Origin of the sequence: Pseudonocardia sp. ICBG162 (assembly GCF_020496225.1) — a bacterium.
Classification (GTDB): Bacteria; Actinomycetota; Actinomycetes; order Mycobacteriales; family Pseudonocardiaceae; genus Pseudonocardia; species Pseudonocardia alni.
On sequence record NZ_JAHLJD010000031.1, the window covers coordinates 79,137 to 94,458 of the forward strand.

Annotated in this window: 11 protein-coding genes; 1 reads left to right on the forward strand and 10 read right to left on the reverse strand. The window is 75.8% G+C overall.

What is annotated here, in order from left to right:
- Window position 1: 1 nt before the first annotated feature.
- The 9 genes from KPL60_RS25320 to KPL60_RS25360 form a co-directional block, all read right to left on the reverse strand.
- The gene (locus KPL60_RS25320; protein WP_226350147.1) at window positions 2-1,453 is read right to left on the reverse strand and encodes a serine hydrolase; all 1,452 of its coding nucleotides are present in this window, start codon (window positions 1,451-1,453) and stop codon (window positions 2-4) included.
- Between the two features lie 11 nt (window positions 1,454-1,464).
- Window positions 1,465-1,971 carry a helix-turn-helix transcriptional regulator gene (locus tag KPL60_RS25325; protein WP_226367423.1) on the reverse strand — a complete coding sequence of 169 codons (507 nt, stop codon included), beginning with the start codon at window positions 1,969-1,971 and terminating at the stop codon, window positions 1,465-1,467.
- 43 nt (window positions 1,972-2,014) lie between these two features.
- Window positions 2,015-2,677: a response regulator transcription factor gene (locus KPL60_RS25330; RefSeq protein WP_226367424.1), complete on the reverse strand. Its 663-nt coding sequence runs from the start codon at window positions 2,675-2,677 to the stop codon at window positions 2,015-2,017.
- Window positions 2,678-2,748: 71 nt separating this feature from the next.
- On the reverse strand, window positions 2,749-3,354 hold the full coding sequence (locus tag KPL60_RS25335; RefSeq protein ID WP_226350144.1) for a DedA family protein: 606 nt from the start codon (window positions 3,352-3,354) through the stop codon (window positions 2,749-2,751).
- A 129-nt stretch (window positions 3,355-3,483) separates the two neighbouring features.
- Window positions 3,484-4,137, reverse strand: a complete 654-nt coding sequence (locus KPL60_RS25340; RefSeq protein ID WP_226350143.1) for a response regulator transcription factor — start codon at window positions 4,135-4,137, stop codon at window positions 3,484-3,486.
- Window positions 4,134-5,309, reverse strand: coding sequence for a MacS family sensor histidine kinase (gene macS / locus KPL60_RS25345; protein ID WP_226367425.1), 1,176 nt, complete (start codon window positions 5,307-5,309; stop codon window positions 4,134-4,136). Before macS ends, KPL60_RS25340 begins: the two co-directional genes overlap by 4 nt.
- The gene (locus tag KPL60_RS25350) at window positions 5,306-6,262 is read right to left on the reverse strand and encodes a class I SAM-dependent methyltransferase (protein ID WP_226367426.1); all 957 of its coding nucleotides are present in this window, start codon (window positions 6,260-6,262) and stop codon (window positions 5,306-5,308) included. Before KPL60_RS25350 ends, macS begins: the two co-directional genes overlap by 4 nt.
- A gap of 91 nt (window positions 6,263-6,353) precedes the next feature.
- Window positions 6,354-7,133, reverse strand: coding sequence for an enoyl-CoA hydratase/isomerase family protein (locus tag KPL60_RS25355; protein WP_226350140.1), 780 nt, complete (start codon window positions 7,131-7,133; stop codon window positions 6,354-6,356).
- A gap of 10 nt (window positions 7,134-7,143) precedes the next feature.
- The gene (locus KPL60_RS25360) at window positions 7,144-9,861 is read right to left on the reverse strand and encodes a LuxR C-terminal-related transcriptional regulator (RefSeq protein ID WP_226367427.1); all 2,718 of its coding nucleotides are present in this window, start codon (window positions 9,859-9,861) and stop codon (window positions 7,144-7,146) included.
- 212 nt (window positions 9,862-10,073) lie between these two features.
- On the opposite strand from KPL60_RS25360, the gene KPL60_RS25365 reads away from it, so the two are divergent.
- Complete coding sequence (locus KPL60_RS25365; protein WP_226367428.1) at window positions 10,074-12,734, forward strand: AAA family ATPase; 2,661 nt, start codon at window positions 10,074-10,076, stop codon at window positions 12,732-12,734.
- A 28-nt stretch (window positions 12,735-12,762) separates the two neighbouring features.
- Here the strand turns inward: KPL60_RS25365 and KPL60_RS25370 are convergent, their stop codons facing one another.
- The gene (locus KPL60_RS25370) at window positions 12,763-15,195 is read right to left on the reverse strand and encodes a right-handed parallel beta-helix repeat-containing protein (RefSeq protein WP_226367429.1); all 2,433 of its coding nucleotides are present in this window, start codon (window positions 15,193-15,195) and stop codon (window positions 12,763-12,765) included.
- Window positions 15,196-15,322 lie beyond the last annotated feature (127 nt).

Genomic DNA, 15,322 nt, shown 5'->3' on the forward strand with positions numbered 1-15,322 from the left:
CTCAGCCCGCCCACACCGCCGCGGCGAGCAGCAGGACGGAGACCACGAGCCCACCCCAGGCCGTGACGGCGCGCCGCGGCGGGACCGTCGGGAGCTCCCGGCCGCGCAGCACCGCGACCACCAGGGCCGCCGCGGCCGGGGCGAGCGCCAGGCCCCAGACCCAGCCGCCGACCGTCGCCCACGGGCCGCGGTTCCACAGCAGCACCAGCCCGAACGCCGCCGTCAGCAGGCCGTCGGCGATCGGCAGGCGCGCACCCGCCCGCACCGCGCGACGCAGCGCGAGCAGCGAGAACAGCGCGGCGATGCCGACCGGCACCCAGACCAGCGGGTGCGGGGCGTCCTCGGACGGCGGCGTGCCGAACAGCAGTGCCGCGGCGACCGGCTCGACCCCGGCCGTGGTGTCGCCGAGGACGACCACGGCCCGCCCGGTCTCGCGGTCGAGGGCGAGCATGCTGCGGAACCCGCCGGTCCCGCCGTTGTGCCAGACGAACGGGTGCCGGGCGCCGTCCCCGCCGGTGGCCGTGCTGGTGACCCAGATCCAGCCGATCGAGGTGTCGGGGTCGTCCTGCGCGGTCGGGGTCAGCGCCGCGGTCCCCGGTGCGACGCCGGTGAGCTGGGCCTGCGCCCAGCGCGCCAGGTCGTCGGCGGTGGAGAACGTGGAGCTCCCGGCGGGCAGGTAGCCCTCGCCGGACCAGCGCGGTGCCGGGCGGCCGTTGTCGAGGTGGCCGGGCACCGCGTCCGGCGGGATCTGCGCGTCGGTGGCGGCGAAGGTCGTCGCGGTCATGCCGAGCGGACCGGTGATCCGGTCCCGGACCAGGGCCGGGTAGTCCGTGGCGCCCGCCGCGCGGACGAGCGCCGTCCCGAGCAGGGCGACCCCGAAGTTCGAGTAGGTGGGGGGCTGCTGCGGCTCGACGGGGGCGCTGCGGGCGTCGTCGATCAGCTGCGCGGTCGTCGTCGACAGGTAGGGGTTGCCGTTGACCGCCCGCGCGGCCAGGGCGCCCGTGGCGGCGGTGGCGCCCAACGGCGGCAGGCCGGAGCGGTGCTGGGCGATCGACCCGAGGGTCACCCCGCCCGCCGAGGTGCCCGCCAGCTCCCCGAGCACGCGGTCGAGGCGCTCGTCCGGGCGGACCTCGCCGCGGGTCACGGCGTCGGCGAACAGCGCGGCGGTGAAGGTCTTGGTGACCGACCCGATCTCGAACGGCGCCCCGGGGGCGGCGGGGCCGAGTGCGGCGGTGGTGACCGCCGTCGGCGTGACCTCGGCGACGGCGAGCGACCGCAGGCCGCCGAGCGGGCCGGCGGCGGCCCGGACCCGGTCGGCCAGGGCCGGGTCCCCGGCGCCCTGCGGGCCGAGCCGCTGGCGATCCGGGCCGGCGAGTGCCCCGACGAGCACGGCCAGCACGGCGACGACGGCCGCGACGATCCCGATCCGGTGCCCGGTGACGGAGGTGGTCATGACGGTTCCAATCATCGGTGCGCGGCCAGGACGGTGACGAGCAGCGGGACGACCCGGGCGGCCGGGACCTCGTAGTGGCCGCGCCGGGTCGAGGCCAGCCAGCCGGCGGCGACGAGCTGGCGCAGGTGGTGGTGCAGCTGCCCGGTCGTGCCCACCGAGGGCTGTTCCAGCAGCTCGGCGGTGCTGTGCACGCCACCCAGCACGTGCTGCAGGATCGCGAGCCGCGCGGGGTGGGCGAGCGCGTCGAGGGTCGCGCTCAGCTCGGACCAGTCGGCGTCGAGCAGGACCTCGCTCGGGCGGGCGTACTGCCAGCGGACGGTGCCCTCGTCGCCGGGGAGTCCGACGCTGCCGGCCATCAGCACCGCGCCGGGGCTGCGGGCCTCCAGCTCGGTCAGCGCCCAGAGGGCGCCGTCCGCGGGCGCCGCCGCCGGGGTGTCCCCGCCGGTCGGGCGGAGTGCGTCCTGCAGGTCCGCGACGGCCTGTTCGACGGCGCGCAGCCGCTCCTCGATCCCACTCACGCCCCCAAAGTACGGAAGTACGTGGAAACGCACAAACGACGGTTCAGGCGAGTCCGTACTCGATGGCGTGCCGGACGAGGGCCGCGCGGCCGGGCACCTCGAACTTGCGCAGCAGCCGCTGCACGTGGTTCTCGACCGTGCGCGGGGACAGCACGAGCCGGGCCGCGATCTGCTTGGCGGTGAGCCCCTCGACCACCAGCCGCAGCACCTCGGACTCGCGTGGGCTGAGCTCCGGTACCGCGTGCGTGGGGGCCGCGACCGACTCCAGGACGACATCGGCCAGCCCCGGGGAGAACGCGGGACGCCCGGCGGCGGCCGCGGCGGCGACGGCGGCCAGCTCCCGGGGGTCGGCGCCGGTCGCGACGCCGGTCGCCCCGGCTCGTACCGCGTCGAGGACCCGGGCGTGGTCGGCGACCGCACTTGCGACGGCCAGCACCGCCGCGTCCGGCACGCGGGCGAGCACGGCGGCGATCACCGCGGGCGCCACACCCTCGGGGCCGGTCAGATCGACCAGGACCAGAGCGGGCCGGGCGCGATCGACCGCGGCCGCGGCCCCCTCGGCGGGCGCGGGCGGCACGTGGGCCACGACCTCGACCCCCGGCGGCACCACCGGCCGCCCCACCGCCACCGCCGAGACCCGGTCGCCGTCGTCGTGCACGTCCTCAGTTCTCCCCGCCCCGTTCGTCCGGACGGCCCAGCTTGCCATGTGCCGCAGCACAGTAGGCCGTCCGAACGGCGCGGAACCCGCCGGTTCGACGCGAACGGGTCGGGCGGGCGTCAGACCGCGACGACGGGGCGGCGCAGCCGCAGCAGCGCCTTGGCCGCTGCCGCCGCGGAGGCGACGAGCGCCGCGAGGACGACCCCGGCGAGCACCGACATCAGCGGGTCGCCATGCGTGATCGGCCCGACCAATACGCCGATGCCGGTCATCCAGGTGCTCCACACCAGCGCGCTCGCGACGGTCGCGGGCAGGAACGCGCGCAGCGGCAGCCGGACCCGGCCGGCCGCGGACACGCTCGCCAGCCGTCCGCCGGGCAGCAGCCGGGTCGCGACCAGCGCGGCGACCGGCCGGCGGTGCAGGTGGCGGCGGACCCAGGCGCCGATCCCGTCGCCGCGACGGGCGCCCCGGACGACCGAGTTGGAGCTGCGTCCGGCGCCGTAGAGCACCGCGTCGCCGAGCAGGGACCCGACCACCGCGGCGCCGAACAGGGCCGCGATCCGCCACCGGTCGCCGTCCGCCAGTGCGGCGGCCGTGGCGCTGAACAGCACCGGCTCGCTCGGCAGGAACGGGAACGGCCCGTCGCACATCACGGCGACGGCGAGCAGGGGCACCAGCCAGGGGCTCTGGAGCAGGTACCCGATCAGGGCGCTCGGGTCGGTCACGGGCTCTCCGGAGGTCGAGCGGCGGGGGCGGAGCCGAGTGTGCCCGGTCCCGTGACCTGTTCGTGATGGGGGTGGCCCCCGTTACGGGTTTGCCTCCGCTCACCGCAGGGAACGGACCGTCCCGCTCGTTCAGTCCGCGAGGCCCTGCTCGATGGCGTAGCGGACGAGCTGGCTGCGGTTGTGCAGCTGCAGCTTGCGCAGGGTGTTCTGCACGTGGCTCTCGACGGTCCGGTGCGAGACGACGAGCTTCGCCGCGATCTGCTTGGCCGTCATGCCCTTCGCGACCAGGCGCAGCACCTCGGTCTCGCGCTCGGTGAGCGCCGGGACGGCGGGCGCGCCGTCGGCGGGGCGCGGGGCGTCGGCGAGCCGCCGGTACTCCCCCAGCACCAGCCCGGCCAGCCCCGGGGTGAACACGGCGACGCCGTCGGCGGTGCGCCGGATCGCCTCGAGCAGCTCGTCGACCCCGGCGGACTTCACCAGGTAGCCGAGCGCACCGGCCTTGACCGCCTCCAGGACGTCGGCGTGCTCGCCGGAGGCCGACAGCACCAGCACGCGGCTGTCCGGGCTCTGCTGCCCGATCGCGGCGATCGCGTCCACGCCGGAGGTCGCGCCCAGGTTGAGGTCCATGAGGATCACGTCCGGCCGCACGGCCGTCGCGATCCGGACGGCCGCGGGCGCGTCCGGGGCCGTCGCGACGACGTCGAGGCCGCGCTCGGCGAGGTCGCGGGCCACGCCCTCGCGCCAGATCGGGTGGTCGTCGACGACCATCACCCGGATGCTCATGTGTCCTCCCTGGGGACCCGGATGACCCATTCGGTCCCGATGTCCGGTCCGGTGTCCAGCGTCAGTGTCCCGCCGACGTCGCCGACGCGGCCACGGATGGAGCGGGACACCCCCATCCGGCCCTGCGCCTCGGCCTCGGCGAGGCGGCCCTCGGGGATGCCGGGGCCGTCGTCGCGGACGCTGACCTCGACCGTCCCGGGCAGCTCCTCGACCAGCACCCACGCGCGCGCGTCCGGGCCGGCGTGCAGCGCGACGTTCGCGAGCGCGGCCCGCACCGCGCCTTCCACCTCGTCGACGACCGGCCCGCCCAGCTCGACCGGGCGTCCGGGGGCCGAGACGGTGACCCGGTCCGAGGCGAGGATCCGCAGCGCGGCGGCGAGGTCGCGGAGCCCGGACGCGTCGGTGGTCCCCGGCCCGGACAGCAGCGCACGCAGCGCGGTCTCCTGCTCCCCGGCGAGCACGCCGAGCTCGGTCGCCCCGCCGCCCAGCTCCGCGCCGCGGCGCTGGACGTGCGCCAGCACCTGCAGGACGCCGTCGTGCACGGCCCGGGTGAGCCGCTCGCGTTCGGCGGTGGCGGCCTGTTCGGCCACGAGGCGGCGCAGCCGGGCGGCGGTGCGGTCGAGCACGTGCGCGGCGAACCCGACGGTCAGCCCGGCCAGCAGGAGCAGCTGCATGTCGCCCAGCTCCAGCACCCCGAACCGCTGCTTGGACAGCACCAGGGCCGCCGAGATCACGGCGGCGGCGAGCACCCCGCCGGTGATCCGGAACGCGACCGCGCAGGCCAGCACCGCGCCGGAGGTCCAGATCGACCCCATGCCGGGGCCGCCCTCGTCGAGGTGGGCGACCCGCACGACCAGCGGCGTCGTCGCCATGATCGCGACGCAGACGCCGAGGTCGGCGAGCGCGAGCAGGCCGCGGCGGTCCGGGGCGCCGGGCAGCCCGCCGAGGTAGCCCCACGACGTCACGGCCGTCCACACCGCCATCACGACGAGCACGCCGACCGCGGCCAGCGGGCGCTCGTAGCCGGTGCGCAGGTGGTAGAGCGTCACACCGACGACGGTCAGCAACGTCAGCAGGCGGTAGGCGATGACGCCGCGCCAGAACGGCTCCAGCGGGTGCTCCACGTCGTCCATGCTGACCGACAGCGCGCCGCGCCGGGGCCGATCGCTCATCTCGGCTTGGTACCGGTGATCAGGGCGTTGTAGAACCAGCTGCGCGGCACGACCCGGTTCAGGACGTGCTCGTCGAGCCAGGACAGCCGCTGCCAGCCGTGGTAGGCGAACATCGCCCAGTTCCAGCCGAGCTTGCCGGGCGGGACGGCCGCCTCGAAGGTCCGGACCGGCCAGCCCAGCATCGCGGCGGCGAACTCCTCGGTGGAGGCCCGCACCCCCTCGGCCCCGGCCCGGGTCGCGGTGCGCTCCAGGTCGGCCGGGTCGAAGGTGTGGATGTCGACGACCGACTCCAGCGCGGCGGCGCGGGAGGACTCGTCGAGCTCGTGCTGGGGGCGGCGCCAGCCCTGCAGCGGGCCGAGCTTCGTCAGCGTGGTGGTGGCCTTCCAGGTGAGCTGCCCGAGCGTGCGGGCGTAGGCGTCGCCGACGGTGGTGGGCTCGCCCGCGAACACGAACCGCCCGCCCGGCTCCAGCACCCGCAGGACCTCGCGGAACGCGGCCTCGACGTCAGGGATGTGGTGCAGCACCGCGTGCCCGACGACGAGGTCGAAGCTGTCGTCGGGGAACGGGATGTGCTCGCCGTCGACGACGGCGCCCTCCACCTCGAGCCCGAGGTGCTCGGCGTTGCGGGTGGCGGCGGCGACCATGCCCGGGGACAGGTCGGTGACGACGCCCCGCTCGGCGACGCCGGCCTGCATGAGGTTGAGCAGGAAGAACCCGGTGCCGCTGCCCAGCTCCAGGGCGCGCAGGTAGGGCCGGCCGTCCCACGGGGCCGCGGCGCGGAAGCGGCCCGCGGCGTAACCGATGCAGCGCTCGTCGTAGCTGATCGACCACTTCTCGTCGTAGGTGCCCGCCTCCCAGTCGTGGTAGAGCACGTTGGCGAGCTTCGGGTCGTGCCAGGCCGCCTCGACCTGCTCGGCGGTGGCGTGCGGGGTGGGCGCCGGGTCCGAACTCATGAGTAGGAGTTTTGCAGAACACGGCCGCCGACCTGCTCCCCGCCCGGGCGCGTCGCGCGTCCGGGCGGGGGCGGGGTGGCTCGGCGGCGGCTCAGCGGCCGGTGAAGGTGGCCTTGCCGGGGCCGTTCTCGACGAAGCTGGCGGTGCCCGCCTTCGCGTCGTCGGTGGCGAACACGCCCGCGAACAGCGCGGACTCGATGTCCAGGCCGGTGCGCAGGTCGGTGTCGAGGCCGTTGTCGATGGCCGCCTTCGCGGCGGCGTAGGCGAGGGCGGGGCCCGCGGTGAACTGCTTCGCCCAGGCGACGGCCCGGGTGTAGACCTCGTCGGCCGGGACGACCTCGTCGACGAGCCCGATCGCCAGGGCCTCGTCGGCCTTGACCATCCGGCCGGTGTAGATCAGGTCCTTCGTGCGCGACGGCCCGATCAGCCGCGCGGCGCGCTGGGTGCCGCCACCGCCGGGGAAGATGCCGAGCAGGATCTCCGGGAAGCCGAGCTTGACGTTGTCGCCCGCGATGCGGCGGTCGGCGCCGAGCACGACCTCCAGGCCACCGCCGAGGGCGTAGCCGGTCACCGCGGCGACGGTCGGCTTCGGGATCGTCGAGATCGCGCCCAGGCCGGCGGACAGCTTGCGGGCCACCACCGTCATGTCCGCGTAGGACATCGACGCCATCTCCTTGACGTCCGCACCCGCGGCGAAGGTCTTCTCCCCGCCGTGGACGACGACCGCACGCACGTCGGCGCGGGTGGCGGCCTCGTCGGCCACCTCCAGCAGCTCACCCTGGATCTGGCGGTTCAGGGCGTTCATCGGCGGGCGGTCGATCCGGATCGTCCCGACGCCCTCGTCCACGGACAGGCTCACGAATTCGGTCACGGAGCGGACTCTAACGGGCTCCGGCGGCGGGTTCCCACGGCTCGGGACCCAGTCCGGTGAGGCGGCCCGCGAGGTGCGCGACGACCAGCTCACGCCGGTTGCGGCAGCCGGTCTTGCCGAACAGCCGGGTGAGGTGGTTCTCGACGGTCTTCTCGCTCATCGTGATCCGGGCCGCGATCTGCCGGTTCGACCGGCCCTCGGTGACGAGCCCGACCAGCCGCATCTCCAGCTCGGAGAGCCGCTGCTCGCCGAGCTCCGGGGTCCGCACGGCGATCCCGTACCGCGACATCGCCCGGCGCACCGAGCGCCTGATCCGGGTCGCCTTCAGGTCGTCGGCGATGGCGAGGGCCTCGTGCAGCAGGGGCTCGGCCTCCTCGGGCCCGACGACGTCGGCGGCCTGCAGGCACGCCTGTGCCAGGTCCGGCAGGCTGGCCCGTTCGCGCCACCACGCGACGCCCCGGCGGGCGGCAGCGGGGTCGTCGCGGAGCATCGCCTCGATGAGCTCGCCGTACTCCGGGCCCACCGACTCCGGTTCGTCGGCCAGCGCCTCCTCGACCGCCTCGGCGATCCGGCGTCGCCACCCGTCGTCGCCGCTGCTGCGGGCGAGCATCGCCAGCCAGTTCAGGACCTCCCCGGCGTGCGGCCCCCGGGAACCGCGTCGCAGCTCGCCGCAGTACACCGCCCAGGTCGCGGGCAGCGCCTCCAGCGGGTTCTCCCCGGTGTGGGCCAGCCGCGCCTCGGCCCACTCGCGCAGCGCGGGCACGGCGGTGTCGGTGTCGGTGTAGTCGGTCTCGGGAATCGTCTGTGCCCACGCGCGGGCGCGCCGTTCCCGGCCCCGGAAACGGTGGACGGCCGCGGCGGCCAGCGCCGCCCACGGCCGGGAGACCAGGTCCGCGGACTCCTGGGTCTGCAGCGACCGGGCGGCCGACAACGCCCGGTTCCAGCGCCCGTCGCCGTAGGCGATCATCATCCGCTCGAACGCGGCGAACGGACCGTCGGCCGGGGGCCGGTAGTAGGGACCCAGCAGCCACCGGAGCATCGGCACCAGCCGTCGCCGGGAGAACGCGTGCCGGACGTCCGCGGGCACCCGCAGCGAGTCCGCGGACAGGTCCCGCAGCGTGCGGACCGGCCCGCCCGGCGCGAGCGGCGCGAAGCCCTGCACCAGCTCACCGATCGAGAGGTTCTCACCGCGCCACCACCGTTCGCAGAGCTGCAGCGGACAGTAGGGGTCCCCGATCCCCGCCAGGGCCGAACGGACCGGCGTGCTCACCCGGCGGCCGAGCTGCAGGGCGGCGAGCGCGGCGGCCGCTGCCAGCTCGGCGCGTGACCCCGTCGTCCGGTACCCACCCTCGTCGACGGCGTCGGCGACGAAGTCGGCCAGCTCGTCGAAGCGGCCGGCGGCCCGGGTCGCGCGGATCAGCTCGGCCTGCACACGACGCCGGCCGTGTCCGGGCCCGGCGTGCCGCCACGCACTACGGAGGTGGCTGATCGCGAGGTCGGGGTCGCTGTCGGCGATGCGGACGGCCTCGTCGTGCAGCACCACCGTCAGCCGCCGCTGGACGGGCCACGCCGTCCCGGCCGCGGCGACGTGGCCGGCGAGTGCGGACAGGTCGTCACGGCTGCTGAGCCCGACCGTCGACTGCACCCGGCGACCGATCCGCACGTGCAGGTCGCGCAGTGCGTCCTCCCCCAGCCCGGCCCGCACCGTCGTCCCCAGTGCCCGGCACAGCGGGGTCAGACGGCCCCGGAAGTCGCACTCGAGCGCGGACTCCGCGGCGAGGGCGTCGACGACGGCGCCACACCCCACCGCGGTCCGTCCGGTCGCCCCGGCGACGGCGTCGAGGTCGGCGATCCGGAACCCCGTCGGGCCTGCCGCGAGGGCGACGAGGCCCTCCCCGGCACGGCCTGCGGCGCGCACCGTCTCCACCAGGAAGTGCCCGGTCGGGAGCCCGATCGCCACCCGGTCGTCGCGGAGGCAGAGGGTGCGGTCCACGCGCACGACACGGCCCTCGTCACGCGACGCGGCCAGGGTGGAGATCAGGGTCCCCGGGCACCCGAACAGCAGCCCCAGGGACTCCCGCAGGGCGTCGACGAGTCCCGGGTCGACCGGGCCGCCGGCCGCCCGTCGCAGGATCTCCACCGATGCCTCGTCCGACAGCATCGGGAGGTCGATGATCTCGTCGGCGGCGTCGCCGACCTCGGCGAGCTGCTCGGTCGGGAGCTGCACCGACCGCATCGCGGCGAGCACACGGTGCCCGGCGCGCCGGGCCTCTGCCAGCACGAACAGCGGAGCCGCGACGTGGTCGGCGTCGTCGACGGCGAGGGTGACCGGGCCCCGGGTCCCGACCGCGGCGAGGAGACGACCGGTCTCGGCGCGCAACCGGGAGCGGCCGGCGATCGACTCGTAGGTCTCGGCGGTGGCCAGGCGGCGCACCGACCTCATCGCTCCGGGCAGCTCGGGGCCGGGGTCGAGCTGCTCGAAGGACCGGCCGACCGCGGCCAGCAGCGGACGGACGCCGAACCGGTCCCAGCGCGCATGGTCCTGGACCGCGTCCACGAACAGGACCGTGGAACCCGACTCGCGCAGCTCGTCACCGATCCGGGTGAGCAGCGCGGTACGTCCGCTGGACGTCGGTCCACGCAGGACCGTCAACGACGCCTCGGGGGTGCCTCGCAGGGCGTCCAGCACCTCGTCCCGACCACAGAACTCGATCTGTTCCCTGCTCATGTCACCGTCCCGGTCGTGCGGCCCCGCGGGCTGCGAAGATCATGACATGTGCCGCGAAACGGTACGCTCGACAACAGGTTCCCGGTCGGCACCGCCGGGACCGGTACCCGGGGCCGCCGTGGTCCCCGCCCGAAGTCCGCTCGTCGTCCCGTGGTGCGAGGAGTTCCTCGCCCCGTCGCACCGTCGTCGACGACCGCCCTGTGGAGGCACCCTTGCCCGTCCCGGACCTTCCGGACGACGGAACCCGCTCGGCACTCGTGCACGGACCGCCGGGGATCGGGCGCACGGCCGTGCTCGACCGGCTGGCCGCCCGCGTCGGGGAGCAGGGCGGCGACGTCCTGCGCCTGCGCTACACCCCCGACGGTCCGGTGATCGACGGCAGCACGGCGGTGCTCGCCCGGGTCCCCCCGACGCTGCTGCACCCGGTCGACGGTGCGCGGCACTCCCCCGCCCTCGCCGCCCGGATGGCGGCACCGATCGCGATGGTGCTCGACCGGCACCGGCTGACGCTGCTCGTCGACGACCTGCACCGCAGCGACCCCGACTCGGTCGCGGTGCTCGCCGCGCTGGTGCCGTCCCTGGCCGAGGCCGGTGTCCGGGCGGTGTTCACCGTCCAGACACCCGTCCCCGGATTCCTGCGCCCCTTCGTCGCGGTGGTCCGTGCCCTGCGCCGCGACGGCGTCCTCGACTCGCACCGGCTGCGGCCGCTCGACCGGGCGCAGACCGCGAGGCTGCTGGCCGAGCAGCTGCGCAGCCGCCCGGCACCCGAACTGGTCGACCTCGTGCTCGAGCGGACGCGGGGGGTGCCGGAGGCGGTGCTGGACCTGCTGGGGAGCCTGTCGGCGGGCGGCCGGGTCGTGATCTCCGACCGGCACGCCTATCTCGGCCCGGGACCGGAGCCCGGCCCCCGGCCGGACGGGCCGCTGCTGCGTCCGGTCCGCCGTCTGGGGCCCGCCATGTGGCCGGTCGCGACCGCCGTCGCCCTGCTCGCACCCCTCGGGCCCGCGCTGCCCCGGCTGCTCGCCGCGAGCCTCGACATCGACGTCGACGAGGCCCGTGAGCACCTGGCGGAGCTCGTCGACGCCGGGGTGCTGCACCGTGGCGGGGCCGACGACGGCTGGCGTTTCCCGGTCCCCCAGGTGGCTGTCGAACTCGCGGCCTGCCTGCGGCCCTACGAGCGGCGCTGGGTGGCCGTCACCGCCGTCGTCGCCCTGTGGACGGGTGTCGCCCACGCCGAGGACCCCGACTACCTCACGGACCGGATCGCCGAGGCGGGCGCGTTGCTGGACACCGACCGCGCCCGGTCCGAGCTGGTCCAGCGGGCCACGATCCGCGCGGCCGACGACCCGCACCGGACCAAGGCCTGGTGGCTGACCGCCGCGGACCTGTCGCCCGACCGCGCCGACGAGGCGATGGCCCGCTGGATGTACGCCACCAGCTGCTACCGCACCGGTGACTACGCCACCGCCGTCACGACCATCGAGTCCGTCCTGGACGAGCTCGGCGACGTCCTGCCCGAGCACTGGGTCGTCGACGCCGGTGCGACGATGCTCGGCTCGATGCGCAGCCTCGGCGACCTCGACGGGCTCCGCGCCGTCGCCCACGGCCGCCGCGAGCTCCCCGGTGACGTGGCCGCCCGGTCCTCGTGGCGTGCGCTGGCCCTGTTCATGCTCGGCCGGTGGCGAGACGCCCTGGAGCTGCTCGACGACGCGCGGTGGGCGTGGCGCGGGCCGGGGGCGACCTCCTACCTCGGGGACACGCTCTCGATGATGGCCGAGCTGGGGGCGGGGCGTCCGGGGACGTTCGAGACGCTGCTCGCCGATCCGGGGCTGTGGCCGGCCGACAACTCCGCCCGTCGCCGGCTGGCCTTCACCCAGGGGCTGGTCACGCTCCTGCTCCTGCTCAGCGACGTCGGCCGGGCCCGCCGGCTCATGGCGGACGAGGGTCTGACCCCGGAGATGCTGAGCCTGTCCGACCGGGCCTCGCTGGCGTTCCTGGAGGGCCGGACCACCGAGGCCAAGGACCTGGCCCGCCGCTACCGCGTCGGCGGGTTCGTCGTCGGGCACGACGCGGGCCTGGAACTGATGCAGCAGCACCACGCCTTCCTGCTGCTCGCCCGGGGCGAGATCACCCGGGCCCGGGAGTTCCTGGACGAGGCGATCGCGGCGAAGTCCTCGCTGCGGCACCTGCTCGCCGCCCCGCGCGCCGTCGCCGACGTCGCCGTCGGGGACCTCGACGAGGCGGTCGACCGGCTGCAGGGCTCGGTGGCCGACGCGGAGGAGCGCGGCATCCTCATCGGCACCGACGCGAGCCACCTCCAACTCGCGCGCATCGCCATGGCCCGCGGCGATCTCGACGGCGCGCGGCGCGCGGGCCGGGCGCTGGAACGGTTGCACGATGTGCTCGGCACCTCGCGGACCGAGCTGTACCTCCTGCTCGTCCGCTCGCTCGTCGACCGCCACCCGGCGACCGTCGAGAGCTGCCTGCGGGTCGCCCGGGAGCGCGGCCTCCCTCTCGAGCTGGCGACGGTCATCGGCATCCTGGGCGAGCAGGACCTCGTGGGGCCCGACGACCTGTGGGAGTGCTACGACCTCTTCGGGGACCTCGGCGCCCTGCTGTGCCGGAACTGGGTCCGCGGTCAGATGACCCGTGCCGGCGTGACCGTACCCGGCCGTACCACGGTGGTGGCGGAGAACGAGCGGCTGCTCGGGCTGCTGGTGGGGCAGGGCTTCGGCAACCGCACGATCGCCACGATCCTGCAGGTCAGCGAGAAGAGCGTGGAGGGCCGGCTGGGCCGGATGTTCGCCCGCGCCGGCTACCGGTCGCGGACCGAGCTGATGACGGCGATGCAGGACCGCGGGTTCACCGGCTGACCGGCCGTCCCCCCGGCGCGCGACGGCCTCAGACGGCGAGTTCGAGGTCATCCGCGGTCAGCAGTGTCAGGTCGGCGGGAGCCACGGCACCGCCGGCGCTGAGCCGGGACGCCTGCCGGTCGGCCATCCGCTCGAACACCCGGCGAGCGGTCCGGCCGTTGCCGAACGTGCCGTCCTTCGGGATCTGTTCGAAGTAGGTGAGCAGGGCCTGCTCCGCCTCCGGGGCGAGCCGGTAGTCGTGGCGCTCGCACTGGCTGCGCACGATCGTGACCAGCTCGGGGGCGTCGTAGTTCGCGAACTCGATGGTCCGGCTGAAGCGGGACTCCATGCCCGGGTTGGCCTCCAGGAACTGCTGCATCTCCTTCGAGTAGCCGGCCGCGATGACGACGACGTCGTCCCGGTGGTCCTCCATCAGCTTGACCAGGGTGTCGATCGCCTCGCGCCCGAAGTCGGGGCCGGTCCCACCCCGGCCGCTGGACAGCGTGTACGCCTCGTCGATGAACAGGACCCCGCCCAGCGCGCTCGTGAACGCCTCGGTGGTCTTGATCGCGGTGCCGCCGATGATCTGGGCGACCAGGTCCGCGCGCGCCACCTCGACCAGGTGCCCGGACCGCAGCACCCCGAGGCGGGCGAGGACCTCGCCGTAGAGCCGGGCGACGGTCGTCTTGCCGGTGCCCGGCGCGCCGGCGAACACCAGGTGGCGGGCCATCGGCGGGGCGGACAGCCCGGCGTCGACCCGTCGCTTGGCCATCTTGTTGAGGTTCACCAGCGAGGTGACGTCGGCCTTCACCCCCTCCAGCCCGACGAGTGCGTGCAGGGCGTCGAGCGGGTCGTTGGCCGGGCGCCGGGACGGTGCCGCACCCGGCGCGGAGGCGACGGCCTCCTGCGGGCCGCCGGCGGCCGCCGCGGCCGGACCACCGGGCCGGGGCCCCGGCGCGTCCGGGACCCCGTTGGCGAGGCTGGTCAGCCGTTCGACGGTGAGCGACGCGGCGGGGGCCGTCACCCGCAGACCGGCGCCTGCATTGCCCTGCGCGGCGCAGCCGGTGAGGCGGACCGGTTCGGCCGTGGCGACGACGACACCGTCAGCACCGCCGTCGCCGGCGGTGCACTCCTCCAGCGTGCCGCCCGAGCCCGCGCCCAGCCGGAACCCCGCTCCGGGGGCGCCCGCGACGCGACAGTGCTGCAGGGTCAGGTCCGCGCCGGTGCCGGCGGCGACGCCGTCGCCGCCGACCGCCGACAGGTCGCAGTCGGCCAGCGACAACGCCGCGCCGGTGACGGCCACACCGGACCCGGCGGCACCGCGCAGGGTGAGCCCGTCGATCTGCGGGCGGGCCCCGTCGGTGACCCGCACGCCGTCGGCGCCGGCCCGCTCGATCTCCACGTTCTCCAGACGACCGCGGGCCCCGCCGGAGACGACCAGTGCGCAGGTCCCGGCGTCCAGGACGCGCAGCCGGCGCAGGAACGGGTCCGCGCCGTCGTCGACGACGACGCCGGCGCCGCTGTCGGCAGCGGTCTCGACGGCGTCGAGCTCGGGGGTGCTGCGCCCGGTCACCCGCAGCCCGTCGCCCGCGGTGGAGCCGACGGTGCAGCCGGTGGCGGTGCCCGAGGCCCTGCCGGTCCACAGCAGACCCGCCCCGGTGGCGCCGCGCACGGTGACCGAGCGCAGCTGCGGGCGGCAGGCCTGGTCGACGTGCACACCGACTGCACCGCAGGGTCCGATCCCGGCCCCGTCGACCTGCACGGAGGCGCTGCTCGCGAGGTACAGGCCGACTCCGGCGGCGTCGGTGACCTGCAGGTCGGAGGCGGTGAGGGCACCGTCCTGCTCGACGGCGACGGCCGGCTTGCCCGCCCCGGCCACCGAGGTCCGGGACAGCGTGAGCCGGCCCCGCTCGTGGACGAACACGCCGTTGCCGGCGGGGCCGTCGATCCGGGTCGCGGTCAGGTCCAGCACGCCGTCCCCGGCCACCACGACCGCCGTGGTGCCGATGTCGGTGATGCGGCACAGCGACACGGAGCTGCCCACCGGGGAGCTGACGACGACCCCCGCGCCCGCCGGGGCGGACAGCGCGCAGTCACCGGCGTGTACCGCGCCGTCGTCGCGGGCGAGCACCGCCGACCAGCCCGCGCCGGCGACGGTGCACTCGGTGAGCCGCAGCGCACCGCTCGTCACCAGCACCGCGGCGACGACGCCCGGCGCGCCCTGCACGGTGATCCCGGACAGCTGCGCGGTCGCCGACGGCGGACCGGCCAGCACCACCGCGACACCCTCGCGCGGGGCGATCCGGACGGTGCCGGGGCCCTCCTCCGCGGTGACGGTGACCGCCCGGCGCAGCACGAGGGGCTCGGTGTAGGTGCCGGGCGCGACGCTGATGACGGCGCCCTCCGGAGCCGCGGCCACGGCCTCGGCCAGGCTGCGGTGTCCGGACCCGCCCATCGGCGAGACGGCCAGGGCCGCGCTCATCGCGGCACCGGTCCCGTACGGCGTCGCGGCTCCATCGCACCCCTTCGGCAGAGTCGGTTCCGGCGGTCCTCCCCTGTCTAGTGCGGACCCCGGCACCGCGGAGCGGCGACGGGACCCCACGCGCGCC